Below are 18,001 nucleotides of genomic sequence, written 5' to 3'. Positions count from 1 at the left end.
GAACAACGCGCGCACGACCCATCACCAATTGAAGTGGCGCGACCAGTTGACTTGCAAGACGACCTTGCGCTGCAAGACGTCATCGGGGTCGATGTTCTCGCCGTCGAGCAGGCACAACCCTCTCGGACCACCGAGTTCGTAGAGGTACACGGGCACGCCATTGCACTTCCCTCTGACGACGAAGTGGACGTAAAGGCGAGACCATTGGTCGTTCAGGGTGGGAGGCCTCATGTACAGAAGACTTGCCGGCTGAGCCCTTGGCCGTTGTTTCATGTGCTCCAACAAGGTCTCGATGCTCTGCGCGCAAGCCGTTTCGATGGCGGCGTTGGGCGCCTCGCCCGGGAGCAAGTAGGTGAGGACCAGCCAGGGAAGCTGAGTCGACCTGGCCGCCTCAGTCAGCCCGGCAAGAGCCTTCGACTCCACTCGAGTTACCTCGAGGAAGCTTGGAGAGCGGGCAACGAACAGCATGGAATTTGGTGGCGGAAGGGGCGCGCTTCGCCATGGCGCAGCGCAGAGCATGGCTCCTTGAGGGGAGCATGTCGGTCTATCTGTGGTGCGCAATGCTACTTTAAAGCGGCCTACTTTAAAGCGGGCTACCTTAAAGCTGTCGACGCTAAAGCTGTCTACCAGGAGACTGGTATATGTGAAAACGCAAAAAAAGCCCTACCAGTCCGCACGCCAACGCATAGCGCAGAACCTTGTTCGGGTGCGTGGTCAGGTAGGGATCAGCCAGGAGCAACTTGCTGACCTAGCGGGCCTGCACCGCACGTATGTGGGGCACCTCGAGCAGCTAAGGCGCAACCCGTCGGTCGAGAACATCGAGAAGCTCGCTCACGCGCTGGGCGTCGACATCCTGGACTTGCTGGCCGAGACGGCGTCCTGACCCCGCGTGTGGAGAGTGCTATTGCGATAACCCTTCTTATCGCCATAGCACCGTTTCCTGGCCAAAGTGGAGCTCGCCTGAACCCGCGAGACCTGCAACGGGAGCTTGAACGCAAGAGGGCCTCGGGGCGCGAACGCCTGCCAGGGGCCGGGCAAGGCACGGAACCATTGCCGAGCGGCCCGTTCCGGCCAGAATTGGGGTACTCCAGAACACGTATCCCAGGGAGGGGTTGCGATGAGGTTCATCCACGCTGCGGACATCCACCTGGACAGTCCCCTGAACGGGCTATCCGCGTATCCAGACGCGCCGGCGGAGCAATTGCGTAGCGCCACCCGGGACGCTTTCACAAGACTGGTTGATCGCGCCATCGAGGAAGCGGTCGATTTCATGGTCATCGCCGGCGACCTCTACGACGGCGCCTGGCGGGACTTCAACACGGGCATCTTCTTCTGCCGCGAGATGGGCCGCTTGAAGCGCGTCAACATCCCGGTCTACGTGCTGTTCGGCAACCACGATGCTGAGAGCGAGATGACGAAGAAGCTGGAGTTGCCCGACAACGTCCACCCCTTCGGCGCCAACAAACCCCAGACGTTCAAGATCGACGATCTGGCTGTGTCTCTGCACGGCCAGAGCTTCAAGCAACGCGACGTGACGACCAACCTCGTCACCGCATATCCAGCGCCGACGGCAGGTCACTTCAATATCGGCGTGCTACACACCGCCCTCGAAGGCTATGCGTCCCACGCCAGCTACGCCCCGTGCACCATCGAGGAGCTTCAGGCCAAGGGCTACCAGTATTGGGCGCTTGGTCACGTCCATGAGTTCGAAAGGTGGACGGGCGCTGCCACCATCGTCTTCCCCGGCAACCTACAGGGCAGAAACGTCCGTGAGTGCGGCCGGCGCGGCGCAGTGCTGGTGTCAGTGGGTGAAGCAGGCGAGGTGGAGGTCGAACGTATCTTCATCGACGTACTCCGCTGGGAGCAGTTGGAGGTTGATGCCTCGGACTGCGACACGCTGGAACAAGTCGTCCGAAAGGTCGCCCAGGCCCTGGAGGCAGTTCTTGATGTGGATGGAGAAGTCCCGCGCGCTGCACGCATCACCATCAATGGCACGACCACTGCGCACGGGGAGCTTTTTGGTCTTGAAGCTCAGCTACGAGGGGAGGTGCTCGCCCAAATCGCCAGCATCGGCAATGATCGGCTGTGGCTCGAAAAGGTGCGCATCCACACCAAACCCGTAGTCGACGCAGCCAAGCTCCATGAACGCATGGATGCGTTTACCGACTTGCAGACCATCTTGGAGGAGGCATCGACCGACGTCGACTTCATGAAAGAGCTTCAAAAGGAGCTTGCCCCGTTCGCCGGCAAGGCACCCCTTGAACTGCAAGCGCTTGTGCCGCTGATCGAGCAAATCCGAACCGGTGAGCTGAAGAGCTTGGTCGATGAAGTGGCGCCGAGCCTGCTCGCGCACTTGGTGCAGGCGGAGTAAGGCATGCGCTTGCAGAACCTCAATCTCGTCCGATTCGGGAAGTTCACCGACAGGGACATCACGTTGCCCCATGCGGAGCACGATTTTCATTTCATCGTCGGGCCGAACGAAGCCGGGAAGTCAACACTACGAGGCGCAATCGCTGACCTCTTGTTCGGCTTCCCGACGCGCTACCAGTCGATGGCGTTCCTTCACCCCCAAGCCGACCTTCGCCTGGCCGCGACCGTTTCTGAAGGCGGACAGCATCTCTCCTTCATTCGTACCAAGGGCAACAAGAACACGCTGCGAGCCGTGGATGACAGCCCGCTCCAGCCGAATGCTCTTGAGCCCTTCATGGGCCAGGCCGACCGTGCCTTCTTCGAGAGCATGTTCGGTCTCAGCCACGAGCAGCTTGTCAAAGGTGGCGCTGCGATCCTGAACGCCTCTGAAGACGTGAGCCAAGTGCTGTTCCAGTCGGCCGCAGGCATAGCAGGACTAGGGAAGGTGAGGGAGGCTCTCAACGGCGAAGCGGACAAGCTTTGGAGCCCCCACAAGTCCAAGGCTCGCACGTTCTACATCGCTGAAGCGCTCTACGACGAGGCTGGCAAGCAGGTCAAAACAGCCTCGGTCCGGTCCAAGAATTGGGGTGATGCTCGAGCCGCACTCGACGCGGTCGAAGTGCGCATTGCCGAAGCCACGGGGCGCAAAGGGAGCCTGCAGGCATCGCGACTGAAGTTGGAACGCATCCGGCGGCTGGCGCCGATGGTCGTCGAGCTCAAGCAGATGCTGGCTGAGCTCGCAACGCTGGGACCGGTGTCGGACCTGCCGGCCAATGCTTCTGAGACTCTGGCCACTGGCGAGCAGGAACATTCCGTTGCTCAGACGACGCTCGCGCAGTGCGAGATGGTCGTCACCGGGCTGACGAAGCAGCGTAATGAGGTTACCTTCGACAAGGCAATTCTTGCCTCAAAAGACGACATTGAGGGGCTGTCGGCATTTGGCGAGAGCGTGCGGAACCACTACGCCGGCTTGCTGGCACGACAAGCCGAGGTGGACCGAAGTCTGGAGCGCGCAAGGAGCGCGGCGTCGGACTTGGGCTGGTCCGATTCGGAGGATGAGGCAGCTTTGCGAGCTCGGCTCCCGGGCCAGCTTGCGATTCGGGATGTACTGCGCTTGGTCAATGAGCATGGAGCATTGCTCCAGAGCAAGACTTCCACAGCCCAGGCTGTGGAGAACAAGAAGCTTGACCTGGCAGATGTCAAGGCGGAGCTGAGCGAATTGGTCGTTTCCGATGTGCCACCTGCGCTGCGAGGCGCGTTGGCAGAGGCTCAGGGCTTCCGGAACTCTTCCGCGGCTCAGCTGAAGCTGGAAACAGCTGTAAACGCTGCCCAGCGCGCGCTGGAGACAGCGGAAGCCGGCCTCGGCCGATGGAAGAGGGCGGTGGATGCGCTTCGCCAGATGTCGCCTCCATCGGCTGAGGGTCTGGCCGCGTTGGTTGTAAAACGGAACAAGCTGGATTCGGAACTCGCTGGCGCGGTGGACCGCGCAGAGCAGGCGCAGGACGACTTTGACGACGCTGAACTCGCAGTGCGCCAGTTTGCCCAGGCGCGTCATATCGTCACCAGCACTGACGTGCGGGCAGCTCGCGAGAATCGGGACGCCGAATGGCAGTCAATCAAGCAGGGCGCTACACCGCTGCCGGCTGGCGCCAGCGGCCTGGATGCGGCCATAGCGCTGGCAGATGAGCTTGTTGACTCGCAACTCGACTCAGCTACTGAAGCTGCGGAGCTTCAGAGCTTGAAGCAACAGGTCGAACGTGTCGAGCGGGAACGCTTGGCGGCTACGCGGGCGAGAGACCGCAAGCGGGCCGAACTGTCGTCCTTCGACCAGGAATGGCAAGAGACCACAGCAGCGCTCGACCTGCCAGGGCTTCCGCTGCTGGATGCCGGCGCTTGGATGGTCAAGCGCGAGCTCGTGCTCTCCACTCAGTCCACGGTCCTTGAGAGGACGGAAGACCTCCAGCAGGAGCAGGAGGCAGCTAAGGCTGCGTCCGCGTTGCTGGCGGCGCAGCTTGCGCTGGCCAAGGTGAATGTGCCTCCGGGAAGCAAGGTGCCGGCGCTGATCCAGTTGGCCGAGGACCTCGTGGCGAAGATTGACAACGCTGCTGCACGCCGCGGGCAGTTGGTCAGGCAGCGGGAAGGGGGTGCAGCTGCGCTTGCTCGTCTGCAAGCAGCTGCGGACGCGGCCAGACAGGCCTACGAGGCCTGGGAAAAAAGGTGGCATGAGGCAATGGCCTCGGCCGGGCTCTCGCAGTACGTCAAGTCGGTCGAAGACGCAGAGCAGGCCGTCTCCAACATCAACACGATCAAGGACAGCCTGGACAAGGCAACCGCTACCCGGCGCGAGCGCATCGACACCATGAATCGCGACCTCGACGAGTTCAAGAGGCTTGCGGAAGAGGTGGTTGACCGGCTGGAGGCAGACGATCTGCGCGGAGTTGACCCAAAGGAGGTGGTCCGCACGTTGATGCCAAGGCTGAAGGACGCCGAGGCCGGCGAAGCTCGCCGTGAAGCGGCGGAACAGGCGCTTGCCGCGGCGATGGAGCGCCGAGACTCCGCTCAAGAGCAGGTTGAGAAGGCGAAGGCCAAAGTAGCCCCGCTGCTGGCCGCAGCCGGCGTGCAGTCGCTTGCAGACCTCGCACCGCTCGTCGACAGGTCGGATACCAAGAGACGGCTTTCGAGCCAGATCGAACTGGCACGGGCGGCGTTGACCAAGGACGCAGGCGGGCTAACGCTTGACCAGCTTGTCGCGGAGACGGAAGGAGCCAACCTCGACCAAGTCGCGATTGACCTGACAAGCGCCGAGGACGGCATTGAGCAAATACAGGACGAACAGACACGTCTTGCCGTGGAACGCACGCACGCGAAACAGGTTATGGATGGCTTCGGCGGTGGGCGGGATGCCGCAGATGCGGAGGCACGCAAGCAAGAGGCTCTCGCCGCCATGGCTGACGCCTCAGAGCGCTACATCAAAGTGGCGGCAGCCACCAAGCTGTTGAGCTGGGCCATCGAGCGCTACCGTGAACAGAACCAGGGCCCTCTGCTCACGCGGGCGAGTCTCATCTTCTCGACGCTGACCCTGGGACAGTTCACGAGACTGCTGGTCGACTACGACGGTGAGTCGCCAAGGCTCACCGCCCTTCGGAATGACGGGAAGCCCGTAGAAGTGCCGGGCCTCAGCGAAGGCACGCGCGACCAGCTCTACCTGGCGCTTCGCATGGCCGCCTTGGAGGTGCACCTGTCGAAAGCGAAACCGCTGCCGTTCATCGTCGACGACTTGTTCATCAACTTCGACGACGAGCGGTCAACGGCAGGCCTAGCTGCGCTGCGCGAGCTGTCCAAGCAAACCCAGGTGCTCTTCCTGAGCCACCATGACCACCTCCTGCCACACGTTCAGCAGGTGTTCGGGACGGCGGTCAACGTGGTGCGACTTTCAAGATAGCTTCACGCGCTTCACTTCGATCCCAGCTCGGTCCGTCGAATCCAGGTATCGAAGGTCAAGCTAGCTTCCATGTACGCCCACATCATCAGGGAGGGTGTCAGGCATCGAACTGGTTGCCTCCGTCTCAATGCTTGAACAGAGCTTCGAAGACCTCTTCAAGCTCAGTCGGCCGGCCGGCCGCCAACGGTTTTGACAGGGCTGCCGCCTCCTCGCGCGTCAGGACTGCCGCACATGCCGCAAGCGCACGGTCGGGTTTGGGGCCGGACCCGGGCGCTGCAGCGGGGTAGTAGTCCTCAATCGCGCCTCTAGAGAGAACGCAGACTCCTTGCCCGCGCAGGCAGTCCAACAAGGGAACGAGGGCCGCAGCGGCTTCCGCGTCTTCAGTGCAGACCCGCATCCGGGCGATTTCCTTCTCCCAGACGAATAGACCTTCGAGGGCCTCGTAGGTCTTGGCGTTCACCGGGGCGCCTGCCTGTACGGCCTGGAGCGCCGCCTTGGCGGCTTCGTACCTGTCCTTCCATGAATCCTGGTTCGCACGGCGCTGAATTTGGCGCGGCTTGGGTTCTGCCCTTGTTCCCAATGCCGCAATCCGTCCATCTAGCGTCTGCAGCAGCTTGTCGCGAAGGTCTGAGGACGCCTTGTCGGTGCCCAAGTGCTTGAAGCCGTCGAAGATCGCGTCCAAGTCGGCGACTAGGCGAACCGAGATGCCGAAGCTCTCGAAGAAGTTACGGAACTTCAGGAAGTTCCCCTTGCCGGACACCCGAACAAGCGCGACGTTCCGCCGTTCGAAATCCCACTCATCTTTGAACAACTGGGCGACGTGCTTGCAGTAGGCATCGTCCGATTCGCCCTCGAAGAGCACCACGCTCTGGCTGAAGAATGCCGCGTCTGCGTGCTCGAACCGGGCAAGGCGGAATGTCTCTGCATCAGCTTTGTTGAGCGCAAAGTTCACTGGGAACAGCTTGGCGATTGGCTTCGGCGCTGCTGCCTGTTTTGCGACCCGCACGAACGATGCAGTGACGCCTGGGGCGAAGAACAGGGGCGAATGTGTCGTCACGAGGACCTGGTGGTTCTCTGAGATGCGAGCCAGCGTGTTGAAGAGGACTCGTTGCGACCGCGGATGCAGGTAGAGCTCGGGCTCCTCAAAGAGAAAAATGAGTGGACGCGGCGCCTTACCACCAGCGTCGACCTGAACCTTCTGCTTGTCCTGCCGATTCACGTAGGCCTGCAGCAGGGCGAACGTCAACGACCGTTTGATGCCATCGCCCTTGTTGTCGATGAGGTCGTGCGAGCCGTCGTCGATGAAAATTTGAGCGGCATTGAGGATGGTCTTCAGTTCCGGCGGCGGAATTTCGAGCTGCACTCTCACATTCGGAAAGTTCGCGCTTAGCAGTCCTTCCACTTCACTCTCTAGACCACGGACTTTGGCGTGGCGGCCATCGACCACCTTCCCTTCTATGGTGACGCGGTTGAAGAGCGAGTTCACCTTTTCCAGCGCTGTGTTTACGTGGGCAAGGTCTTCGGCCATGTCTTCCAACAGGAGACCCAATAGGCGACCAAACGACGTCGACTGGGATGTCTTCAGGTCGTCGTTCAAATTCTTGACGGCCGGGATGTAGATGGGCTCAGGCAGGAGCGGCGAAATCGAGGCGCTGATGCCGGAGGGCAGGGCGGTGTACCCCGACGTGAACTGTTCGGGCGGAAGCTTGGCAACTTGCTCCTTGACGAATGCCTTGGCCGTTCCGAGCATCTTCAGCGGCTCGGAGTACGCCGCTTTGAACTCGGGGTAAGCCGTCCAAAGGGCTTCCTCGATGGCTGCCTGCCCCTTCTTGCCGGACAGCGCCGCGTCAATCGCGTCTGACCTGTAACGCTCCTCCTTCGGCTGCTGCGCCTTCACCTGGATGCTGACCGACTCCCCTGGTGCATAGGCCACACGGAGCGCCAGTTCCTCATCAACAATGAGTCCCGCAATCTTGCCCTTTGCTTCGTCAGACAGGCGAGCCAGGTGCGCCTCGGTGACGCCTGAGAGCTCAAAATCGAAGGACACCGGCTGGCTCGAGTCATAGAAGTGAGCGGACGGTATGTTCTTGGGTCGGTTCAACGCAAAGACGATGGCTTGCATGACCGACGACTTGCCCGCATTGTTTTCGCCGACGAGGCATGTGAAGGACTCCGGACTGAGGTTGTCGGCCTGGATGCCCTTGAAGTTTGATATTGCAATGTGCTTGAGCTTCATCTTGTTCCTCCCTGCAGAATTTCTGGATTCTTGTAGCACAGCAGGGTGCGGCGAACGTTGAACGCCCGCTCAGGTAAACGCCCGAAACCAAGGGATTACCGTGTCGGCGCGCTCCCGGGTGCATCCGGCGCCCGCTGGGATGTGAAGGACCGCGCCAAGCTTCACAGATGGCAGTTGAGAACGCACCACTTCACAGTGCGTCAGGGACAGAAATCCCCAAGTTTTCCGACGGTCGTTGCGTCACAAAACTTGGGGATTTCCGTCGTTCTGTTGGAAGCCGAGCACGCGCTCATAGGAGACCTGGCTCGCTACGCGATGGGGTCCAGCGCTGGCAGGACCAAAAATGTCCAAGTTTTCTAACGCTGCAGGTGCGGCAGCGGGGCCCGTGGAGTTGGGGCCGAAGCGGTTCAGGGACAGAAAAGCCCAAGTTTTCTGGCAGGAGCCCGGACTTGGGCTTTTCTGTCACTTTTCGGGCAATCCGTTGGGTAGATTTCTGTCGCCTCGCTCGAATTGCCTCCTCGTTAGGACTGTGTTGACGCTAAACGGCTCATCGGAGGGGGGTTCTTGTCGGACGGCTGCTGACCAATGCTTCCGGCAGCCAGCACAGATCTTATTTTACATAATGCACATTGTCGCCACTTCAGCCGTCATCGTCTTGGCGCTCGCTGGTGCGCTGCCTCCTGGGATCAAGCCCCAAACGACGCTGGCGAAAAAACCCAATGTCACCACCTCGCCAGTCCGACGCAAGACGTTTCCCAGGGCCGACAGGAGGCGTTCGCCCTTCGGCTTGTCCCGGTGCTTCTCGATGATGGCCCGCACTAGGGCTTCCTCAGCGTCTAGGCCGGCCAGCGCTGCGACTAGCGCGTGGTCCTCTGGTTGGGGGTTCTTCCGTGCGCCTCGCCAGTCGCTGATTAGCTGGAACGGCACGCCTAGGAGCTGTGCCGTCTTGTAGTCGCTGCCGGTCTTGTCCTTTGCAGCGTCTAGCAGTGTGTTGATCATTGACATGCTACGAAACCTCGGTTAGTGTCTTGGCTGCTAAGAAACTTTTCTTAGTAACCAGATCGCGGTAGCCAGTTTAGCCCGCGACACCCTCTAGGAGCTTTCGCTATGCAATCCATCGTCCAGATCCTCAAGGTGAACGAGGTCAAAAAGGGCACGTCGAAGAAAACGGGCAACCCTTACGAGATGCAGGACGCCGAGTGCATCCTGCTGAACGACGACGGCACGGTCGGCCAGGTCGGCGCTTTGGACATCCCGAAGTCGCTCATGGGCAAGGTCGAGACGGGCACGTTTACGGCGTCGTTCGCCATGCAGGCCAATTGGCAATCGCGCCGCCTGGAGGCGGTATTGACCGGTCTCGTTCCGGTTCCGCCCGGCACCTACGGCACGCCCAAAGCGTCACCCGTTACGAAACAAGTCGCTACGGCTGCCGCCGCGTAATCGTGGCGTCTGCCTGCGTCCAGTTCGTCGCTACGTCCGTCGGTGGCGCTGAAGTCACCGGCGTGGACCGTGTGGCGCTCGCGCCTGGCCAGGCTTGTCCTTCCGACGCTTTCGTGCTGTTGGACAGCACGCAGGCTCAGCAGATCGCGGATGCAGCGTCCGCGCCCTCGCAATTGCCGCCCTCCGCCGATATCGCGGCCGCCTGGGGTGCCGGCTTCACTCTCGTGGTGTCCACCTATGCGATTGGTCGTTTGGTGGGGGCGGTCGTGAACTTCATCAAGTGAAAGGAAACACGATGAACAAGCACGTTTTGCGCGGCCTGGCGGCCGTTGGTGTCTTGGCGTCGTCCGCCGCTGCGCGGGCTGACGGCCTGGATTTCTCGGGCATCACGGGCGCCGTCGGCCTCGGTGCGGTGTCCACGGCAGTGCTCGCCATCGCGGCGCTGCTGGCGGTGCCGAAGGTCGCGATGCTCGGCGCCCGCATGGTGCTCCGCATGATTGGTCGTTGATCCGTCAGCCCCCTGCCCCCGTTCCCGTGTTGGGCCGGGGGCTTTTTTGTCTCAGGAGGTCGTCGTGTGGCTCTGGTTAATCGTCATATTCCTGACCGGCGTCATCTGCGGTAAAGCGTGCGTTATGGGACTCAGCGATGGCTAGGCTCATATTTGCGCTTTTTGCGCTGCTCGCGTCGTGCTCTGCTTTTGCGCGCGGGTCGGTCGCAGTCGTGCCTAATCAGCTGCTGTATTCGGCTTATATGGGTCCGGGCTGTGATGGGGTTTGGGCGACTTCGCCGATGGCTGCAGCTACTGCGGTTTTTGCGTGTTATGGCCCTGCACATAGCGGGCACGTGTCTGGCGGTACTTATGATTCTTGCTGGGTTAGTCGGCAGCTGGCCATTCAGGATCAGAACACGCTTCTCATAACGGATACCTGGGCTAATAACTCTGGCCCGAATCCTCAAAAGTGCGATGCGGCCGGCACTGTTTCGACTGGCACGCAGCCGATATGGTATGACACTCGGCGCGGGTCCGTATGCCCGACTCATGCTAGTGGCTCGCCGACGATTGATCCGACGGCATGCACATGCGACAGCGGTTATAAACCCGACTCGCAGGCCCTTGCGTGTATTCCCGACTGCACTGCTAACGCAGTCGTTTCGAGCGGTTATTACGATATTGGCACGGCGCAGGGCTCGTCGCCTGTGATTCTTGGCTGCTCCGGCACGTGTGAAGCCGTGTTCGATGGTGTATCCCCAGCCGGTAGTTCCCTCGTCGATGGGCAAAAGCACTGGTTTGCTAAGGGCCAATATGTCGCGACCGGGAAGGCTTGCCAGACGTCTAGCCAGGATAGGCAGGTTGGCGATGGAGCGGCGTCCAAGCCTGAGGACACTTGCAACGCCGGCCAGGCCAAGGGCACCATTAACGGCAAAAGTGTCTGCGTGGATCAAAGTGCTAGCGATCCGACAAAGCCGGCTTCTGGGACCGAGTCCAGTGCTTCCGAGAAAACCGATAAAACGTCGGTGACTAACCCTGACGGCTCGACGACGACGACTGAGACGACAACGAAGATTGATTCCAAGGGCAATAAAGAGGTCACCGTTATCAAGACCACGACGCGCCCGGATGGCACTTCCACGGTTGATAAGCAGGTCACGAACCCCGGCGCCGCGAGCGATGGCAAGGGTGATGACAACTCCGATAAAGGCGAGTGCGAAAAGAACCCGGCTTCGGCTGGCTGTGGCGGCGAGCCAGCGTCCATCGGTGACCTGTATCAGCCTAAAGACAAGTCGTTGCAGTCGGTTCTTCAGGGGCATCGGGACGCGTTTATGTCGTCACCGTTTGGCTCTGCCGTTGGCGGGTTTTTCGTGGTGAGCGGTGGCGCTGGCTGTCCCACTTGGACCGGGCATATTCCATATCTGGATACCGATATCACGATAGATCAGTTTTGTTCGTCGTTCGCAACTAACGCCCTCGCCTTGCTGAAGATTTGCATTCTTCTCGTCTCGTCGTTTTTTGCGTTTCGGATTGCGGTGGAATAGTTATGCTTGAGCAGCTTACAAACTGGCTATTTAACCTAGTCAAGGGCTTTTTCCTCGCCCTTTGGAATTTCGTTACCGACGCCTTTATCGGCCTTGTGGATATGTGCGTTGGCGCCATGGTGTCGCTTGCGGCACTTATTCCCGTGCCTTCGTTCATGTCGGGCGGTTTGCAGTCACTTTTTGGGCAGCTTGATCCGGCGATCGTATATTTGGTCACTGCGTCGGGAATTCCTGCGGGCTTGGCGATCATCGGCACGGCGTATGTGTTTCGCATCGGTCGTAAGGTAGTTACTCTTTTCCAATGGTGACGCGATGATTATTTTCCATGAGGGCTTGCCTGGCTCTGGCAAGAGTTATGAGGCGATGGTTACCCGGATCATTCCGGCGCTGGCCAAGGGCCGCGAAGTCGTTGCTTATGTGGAGGGTTTGGACTACACGCGGATTGCGGAGCTTGCTGGCATTGAGGAGTCGCGCTGCCGCGAGTTGTTGTTCTCGCTCACTCGCGAGCAGGTGGAGTCTGATTGGCTCGCACACATGAGGCCAAACGCTCTGCACGTTCTCGATGAGGCGCAAAACTTTTGGGGCAATCGTCGCAAGTTCACGCCAGCCGAGACGAAAATGGTTACTGAGCATCGGCACGAGGGCATGGATATTGTCCTTATGGGGCAGGATTTACGCGATGTCCATGCGACCTGGCGGCGTCGTGTCGAGCTTAAGATTTGCTTTTTGAAGCTCAACGGTTTTGGCAAGCTTTTTGCGAAGCGCTACAGCTGCACGACATATCGTCACATGGGCGGCGATGATTTTCGACGGGTTGGTTTGCAGGTTCGGGTATATGACGCTCGGTATTTCGGCACCTACAAAAGTCACGTTTCCGACGAGACTAATACCGACGATTACACGGATTCACGGGCTCAGGTTTTTAGTCACCCGCTACTTAAATACGGCGTCCCGGCCGTCGTCGTCGCCGGCGTTTGGGGCGGGGTCTACACCTGGCGGTTTTTCCATCCCGCTGCAGCTGCGCCGTCCGTTGCGGTCTCGGCGTCTCTTGTCGGGCCGCGGGTGCCCTCTCCTGCCGCGTCCGTTGCCCCGGTTCCCCGTGTCGCCGCGCCAGTTCCGTCACCCGTTACGGAAAAGCCCGAGCAGTCACCGATTGAACGGCGCATGGTCGATCTCGCGTCGAAGGGTCGCATACGGCTGGCCGGTCTAGCGTCGATGAGGGACCACACCACGGGCATCGTTGAGTGGGTGCAGGGCGGCACGGTGGTTGTCGAACGGCTGACGCTGGATGCTCTTCGCACGCTCGGCGTTGGCGTTGTCGTCTCCGGTGACGTGGTGCAGCTTGCCGTCGGTGACTATCGCGAGCTGGCGACGCCTTGGCCTCTTGAGGACATGGGGCGTGTTTCTGAGGCGCGACAGGACACTATTCGGCCGGCCGTCCGTCTCAGTTCTGCGGCTCCCGTTCCCCCTGATCTATCAACGGCCGCCCAGCCGCGCGACATTGACCTGCCCGGTCCGCTTACGCGTGCGCCTCAGCGTGAGCCCTTCGCCGGCTCTCTACAGCGCCGCATTGCGCAGGTGGCGCAGTGAGATGGCCAAGGGCATGGGGCCGGCCTGAGGCCCCATCTAGACCCCGCCTCGGGGCATCGCGCGCCGGCTGTGCGCGGGTGCTGCTAGGCGCGGCCTCCCTCTGCATCCGCGCGCCCTCTAGGCTGCATTGGCCGGTGCACGTGACGGCCACGGGCGCGCCTGCGCGTCCCGGGCCGGCGCGCAGCGCCGGCCTAGATTTATCAAGGGGACACATTACGGATGAGCTAGGCAACTGGCGTTGCGCATCCTGTGGTGGCGCTGGCTTTGATGACCTAGGCCGCTGCGAGGAGTGTTGCGGCTGGGGATGGCACCTCCGGCCCGAGATCGTGGCGCCTGTGAGGTTTTGACGGCCCTCCCGGGCCAAAAGAGAGGCCCCGCGACAGTTACCAGCTGCCCGGGGCCATTGATCGACGCTGTTAGGAGGGAGGACGCCGATGTCCGCCAGTGTAAAGACTTTGGACAAAACCGGGTGGTCTGTCGCTGCTCTGCGACGAGAGGCCCGGCATAACGGCTGGAAGGCCAAAGCCGCAGCCCGCAAGGTGTGGGAGGCCAGCGAAGCTGGTGAAGCCTATCGTGACGCATATAATCGTCACCCGTTATGTAATGCGCTCGATGCAGTGACGGATGAGTCGATGGAGCGCAGCCGCGCGCCTCGATATCGGCTGAAGGTCCGCACGTTCCCGACCGGCCATGCGGAGGCGGTCGTCACCACGGAGTATCCGGACCCGTTAAAAACCCTAGACCGTGCCATTAGGCGAGATCTTCGGCACTTGGATTTCAAGTGGGAAGGCGGCAGGGACGAGAACGTAGAGCGCGCTGTTAGGCGTGCGAGCCAGGACGTGCGCCTTAAGTGCAAGGCCATGGGCGTAAACAGCCTGTGGACGCTGACGTTCCGGGAGAATGTGACCGACCGGCAGGCCGTCCTACGCTGCTTTGACCAGTTCCGTCGGCGTGTGGTTAAGGTGCTCGGCGATTGGCGTTATATCGCGGTCTTAGAGCGTCAGGAGCGCGGGGCCTGGCACGTGCACTTGGCTACGCACGCCCTCCCCTCGCGCATCGTTCAAGGCGATGTGAGGGTCAAGAGCTGGGACGTGATGCGCGCCATCTGGCGTAGCGCGGCCGGTGAGTTTGGCGGCAACTTCGATGAAGCCAAAAAGCAGAAGCGTTGGTCGAAGGGCGCTCGTCCGATTCAGGGGGCGGGGGCCATTGCGCGCTATATCGCGGGCTACGTCGCCAAGGACATGCACGAGAGCGAACTAGGTCAGAAGCGCTACAGCAGTTCGCGCAATATCGAGGTGCCGCCCGCGTACACGGCCGTCTTTGACGCGGCGGACGAGACCATGCGCGCGCTGATCGAGCTGGCCTATGCCGGTGTTGGTGAGCGTGTGGCGTCGACCTGGTTCAACAGTAACCGCGGCGTCTTTTTTATTGAGACGGATGATTCCCGGTCCTTTCGGCCTCCGCCTTCCGAACCAGTGCATTAAGCCGCTTGTGCCGCAAAGCGTAACGCGTGACGATCTCGGCTATGACTTCCTCGGCCAGGGCTTGCGCGCCCTCGGCAAACTCGTGGCCTTCGTCCATCGCGCGGAGCTGGTAGGCCAGGCGCTGCATTAACGCAACGCGTGACGCTTCATCGTGACGCGAGAAAAACACCTCTTCGCGCTTGCGCTCGCGGTATGCCTTCTGGCGCTCTGCGTTCGTCATGGCCCTGTCGCCTAGCGGCTTGCGGCCTCGGCGCGACATGCCGGGTAGTTCTGCGGTCTCGGTGCCCTCTTGCTGCTTCATTTCGTCACTCGTTGCGTTAACCGATGAGTGAACTATAGAGTATCGCAACGCGTTACGCTAATTGTATTTAGCTAACGCGTTACGATATACATAGTTAATTCATAACGCGTTACGCAAACGAAAAAGCCGCCTTGCGGCGGCCTCTTTTGGGTGGTAGAAGTACCTAATTAGTTATGAAGTGGCATTTGACAATCCCCAGATTGTCGCCAGTCGTTTTTTCCTTCTGCACATTGTCGCCATTGCCGGTAGTGCCAGTCCGGGATCAGGCTGGCAGCGAAGGCCGTGCGCGCCAGCGCCGCGGCGGACACGCCCCACCGCTTCTTCGCCGCCGCAACTGGCTCAGGGCATTCTTGGAGTAAGTCCACAGAAGCCGGCATTGACCAGGCAGCACGCGTTGGCGGCGCGAAGCCGCAGCTGGATGGCCCTAGCACCTGGCAAGAGAGGTTGCCGATTTCGGATTAGGGCACTGCCAACGCCTACCTACACTGCCCACTCCCACCTGACGTTGGCTCTGGCCAGCGAGACCGGGACCCACGTTGCGCACGTGTTGCGCGAGAAGTTCAGGCGCTCGCATGTTTCGTTCACACAAGCTCCGCTGATCCGAGGCCTCATGACGATCCCCGCACATCCCGACGGCCATCAGCTGAGAAAGAACTCACTCGGCCTGATCTCCGTGACGTTCATGGTGATCTCCGCGGCGGCACCGCTCACCGGGGTCGCGGGGGCAGTGCCAATCGCGTTCCTACTGGGCAACGGTGTTGGCGTGCCCGCCACCTTCGTCTTCATGACACTCGTGATGCTGGCTTTCTCGGCAGGCTACGTCGCCATGTCACGCCATGTACGCAATGCGGGGGCCTTCTACGCTTACGCGGCGCGAGGGCTGGGTGGCCTGTGGGGCGGAGCATCGGCGTTCATCGCCTTGGTGGCCTACAACGCGCTGCAGTTCGGACTCATCGGCTTGCTCGGCGGCGTCGCCACCGGCGTGTTCGCGGGCCTCGGCCTCCAGCAGCCTTGGTGGGTCTGGAGTCTCGGCGCCGTGCTACTCGTCGGGGTACTTGGCTATCGCCAGGTGGACCTGTCGGCCAAGGTACTGGTCGTCCTTGTCGCGCTGGAATACCTCATCGTGTTGATTGTGGACTTCGCGATACTTCGCGCAGGCGGCGCACAGGGTCTCGATCTGCACGTTTTTGACCCGTCGGCCGTCTTCTCCGGCTCACTCGCTGCCTCGGTCCTCTTCTGTCTGGGCTCGTTCATGGGGATCGAGGCCACGACAATCTACGCGGAAGAAGCCCGCGACCCGGAACGCACCGTCCCACGCGCCACTTATCTTTCCGTACTGCTCATCGGCACCTTCTTCGTCTTCACCACGTGGCTGATGATCAGCGGGGTGGGAGTCAGTCAGTTGATCCCGTCGCTCAAAGCACTGAGCGATCCGACAACGTTCTTCTTCGAGCTGGCAGCTCGCTACGTCGGAGGACCGGTGCCGACGATTGCCGGCGTACTGCTGTTCTCCAGCCTGTTTGCCGCGCTGTCGGCCTTCCACAACTACATCGCCCGCTACAGCTATGTGGCAGGTCGCGAGGGTCTGCTGCCTAGAAACTGTGGCCACACCCACGGCCGATTCGGAAGTCCGCATGTCGGCTCGGTCATCCAGACCGTGGGCGCAGTCTGTGCAATCGCCCTCTTCGCGGGCCTGGGACTGGACCCGGTACTCAACATGTTCACGTGGATCTCGCAAGTCGGTGTTCTCGGCGTGCTCGTGATGATGGCAATCACGTCGGCAGCCGTCGTCATGTTCTTCCGCAAGAACGGTGGCGGCCCGACGATCACGACGCTCGTACTGCCGATTCTTTCCGGCGTCGTCATGGCGTCCCTTGCGGTCTATGTTTTCCTGCACTTCGGCGACCTGACAGGAACTCAGGGAGGGCTGCTGGGCAAGGCGCTGCCATCGTTGATCCCTTGCGCAGGACTGACAGGATGGATCGTCGCTGCGCGACTGCGGGCCGGACGCCCCGCCGTCTTTGCGACGATGGGCGCGAACCGCGTTTGACAGGCCGGCGCGCAGGTAACGCGGTATCGGAGGTCGGAAAACCGGGAGAACCAGGCGCCCTGAATGCCTAATCCAATAACATTGCTGCTTCCTCACGCCGCATCCATGATGTGTCCAGCCTGACCCGCATGCTCTCAGTGCTCGACCTGTTTTCGCGCGATCACACCACGATGACCGCCGAACAGATTGCAGACGCGCTGGCGCTGACCAGGACCACCTGCTACCGCTACACCCGAGAGCTGACCCAGGCGGGCCTGCTTGTGAGTCATGGCGGCCAGTTCATGCTCGGGCCTCGCATCATCGAGCTGGACTACCGCATGCTCGAGTCCGACCCGCTGATCAATGCTGGCGGCCCCATCGTCAGCGAGCTGGCCGACGCCATGGGAGCCACGGGCTTGCTCACGGCGATCTACAACGATCATGTCGTCAACGTTTTCGCCCATAGCGGATCGCCCCGGCCACTACCACTTTCGTTCGGACGCGGCACGACCATGCCGATGTTCAAGTCGTCCACCTCCAAGGTGCTGCTGAGCATGATGAACCGAGGCCGCTTGATGCGCCTATGGGAGAAGCATCAGCACACCCCCGACTGCCAGACCATCGGCGCTGACTGGAAGACCTTCTGGCGAACACTCCAGGAGATCCGCCAGCGCGGCTACGCCGCATCGTTTGGCGAACTCACACCTGCGCTGGCCGGCATCTCGGCCCCCGTCACCTTCAACGGTGCAGAAGTCGCAGGGTGCATGTCGCTGGTCTTCCTGCGGGACTACTTCGATCGCTTTGACCTGCAGCTGCTTGGAACGCGACTGAGCTCGGCCGCTGCGGAAGCGTCCCAACTGCTCGCCGAGTTGAAGCCCGAGACTGCGCCAACCTCACCTGCCAACGGACCGGGTCGACGCGCAGGTGCGAAGAAGCCGGCACCGGCGCGTCATCAGGCCGGGCAGCGTGCCCGAACAGCCAAGGCCACTCCTTCCTCGAAGCGCACGGCCGCCTCGAACAAGGTCCTCTGAGGCCT

Annotated in this window: 16 protein-coding genes; 12 read left to right on the top strand and 4 right to left on the bottom strand. The window is 61.1% G+C overall.

Translation table 11 applies throughout. From position 1 onward, the window contains the following. Nucleotides 1-21: 21 nt before the first annotated feature. Nucleotides 22-468 carry a hypothetical protein gene (locus LXT13_RS11320; RefSeq protein ID WP_233372040.1) on the bottom strand — a complete coding sequence of 149 codons (447 nt, stop codon included), beginning with the start codon at nt 466-468 and terminating at the stop codon, nt 22-24. Between the two features lie 175 nt (nt 469-643). Between LXT13_RS11320 and LXT13_RS11315 the strand changes: the two genes are divergently transcribed. The 3 genes from LXT13_RS11315 (at nt 644) to LXT13_RS11305 (ending at nt 5,851) form a co-directional block, all read left to right on the top strand. Further along, complete coding sequence (locus LXT13_RS11315) at nt 644-883, top strand: helix-turn-helix domain-containing protein (protein WP_233372039.1); 240 nt, start codon at nt 644-646, stop codon at nt 881-883. A gap of 234 nt (nt 884-1,117) precedes the next feature. Beyond that, nucleotides 1,118-2,371, top strand: a complete 1,254-nt coding sequence (locus tag LXT13_RS11310) for a metallophosphoesterase family protein (RefSeq protein ID WP_233372038.1) — start codon at nt 1,118-1,120, stop codon at nt 2,369-2,371. A 3-nt stretch (nt 2,372-2,374) separates the two neighbouring features. Next, nucleotides 2,375-5,851, top strand: a complete 3,477-nt coding sequence (locus LXT13_RS11305; RefSeq protein ID WP_233372037.1) for an ATP-binding protein — start codon at nt 2,375-2,377, stop codon at nt 5,849-5,851. A gap of 124 nt (nt 5,852-5,975) precedes the next feature. Here LXT13_RS11305 and LXT13_RS11300 read toward each other — a convergent pair whose 3' ends face one another. Next, nucleotides 5,976-8,087 (bottom strand): ATP-dependent nuclease, encoded by a 2,112-nt coding sequence (locus LXT13_RS11300; RefSeq protein ID WP_233372036.1) that lies wholly within the window; start codon nt 8,085-8,087, stop codon nt 5,976-5,978. 615 nt (nt 8,088-8,702) lie between these two features. Continuing rightward, nucleotides 8,703-9,086: a hypothetical protein gene (locus LXT13_RS11295; protein WP_233372035.1), complete on the bottom strand. Its 384-nt coding sequence runs from the start codon at nt 9,084-9,086 to the stop codon at nt 8,703-8,705. 108 nt (nt 9,087-9,194) lie between these two features. On the opposite strand from LXT13_RS11295, the gene LXT13_RS11290 reads away from it, so the two are divergent. The 7 genes from LXT13_RS11290 to LXT13_RS11260 all read left to right on the top strand — a co-directional run bounded on the left by LXT13_RS11290 (nt 9,195) and on the right by LXT13_RS11260 (nt 14,635). Next, nucleotides 9,195-9,527, top strand: a complete 333-nt coding sequence (locus tag LXT13_RS11290; RefSeq protein ID WP_233372034.1) for a hypothetical protein — start codon at nt 9,195-9,197, stop codon at nt 9,525-9,527. Nucleotides 9,528-9,589: 62 nt separating this feature from the next. Beyond that, nucleotides 9,590-9,811 carry a hypothetical protein gene (locus tag LXT13_RS11285; RefSeq protein WP_233372033.1) on the top strand — a complete coding sequence of 74 codons (222 nt, stop codon included), beginning with the start codon at nt 9,590-9,592 and terminating at the stop codon, nt 9,809-9,811. An 11-nt stretch (nt 9,812-9,822) separates the two neighbouring features. Beyond that, complete coding sequence (locus tag LXT13_RS11280; protein WP_233372032.1) at nt 9,823-10,035, top strand: hypothetical protein; 213 nt, start codon at nt 9,823-9,825, stop codon at nt 10,033-10,035. 722 nt (nt 10,036-10,757) lie between these two features. Continuing rightward, a complete protein-coding gene (locus LXT13_RS11275; protein ID WP_233372031.1) occupies nt 10,758-11,561 on the top strand; it encodes a hypothetical protein in 804 nt (267 codons plus the stop codon). Nucleotides 11,562-11,563: 2 nt separating this feature from the next. Beyond that, a complete protein-coding gene (locus LXT13_RS11270; RefSeq protein ID WP_233372030.1) occupies nt 11,564-11,869 on the top strand; it encodes a DUF2523 family protein in 306 nt (101 codons plus the stop codon). Nucleotides 11,870-11,873: 4 nt separating this feature from the next. Then, a complete protein-coding gene (locus tag LXT13_RS11265; protein WP_233372029.1) occupies nt 11,874-13,151 on the top strand; it encodes a zonular occludens toxin domain-containing protein in 1,278 nt (425 codons plus the stop codon). 434 nt (nt 13,152-13,585) lie between these two features. Further along, entirely contained in the window at nt 13,586-14,635 is a 1,050-nt protein-coding gene (locus LXT13_RS11260; protein WP_233372028.1) for a rolling circle replication-associated protein, read from the top strand. Here LXT13_RS11260 and LXT13_RS11255 read toward each other — a convergent pair. Then, entirely contained in the window at nt 14,577-14,936 is a 360-nt protein-coding gene (locus LXT13_RS11255; RefSeq protein ID WP_233372027.1) for a hypothetical protein, read from the bottom strand. The two genes, LXT13_RS11260 and LXT13_RS11255, sit on opposite strands and share 59 nt — an antisense overlap. Nucleotides 14,937-15,546: 610 nt before the next feature. Between LXT13_RS11255 and LXT13_RS11250 the strand changes: the two genes are divergently transcribed. Continuing rightward, complete coding sequence (locus tag LXT13_RS11250) at nt 15,547-16,986, top strand: APC family permease (RefSeq protein ID WP_233372026.1); 1,440 nt, start codon at nt 15,547-15,549, stop codon at nt 16,984-16,986. Between the two features lie 110 nt (nt 16,987-17,096). Continuing rightward, a complete protein-coding gene (locus LXT13_RS11245) occupies nt 17,097-17,996 on the top strand; it encodes an IclR family transcriptional regulator (RefSeq protein ID WP_233372025.1) in 900 nt (299 codons plus the stop codon). The last annotated feature ends 5 nt before the right edge of the window (nt 17,997-18,001 follow it).

The organism is Pelomonas cellulosilytica (genome assembly GCF_021353265.1).
GTDB classification, from domain to species: Bacteria; Pseudomonadota; Gammaproteobacteria; order Burkholderiales; family Burkholderiaceae_C; genus Pelomonas; species Pelomonas cellulosilytica.
This window is presented reverse-complemented; position numbering and strand designations above follow the sequence as displayed.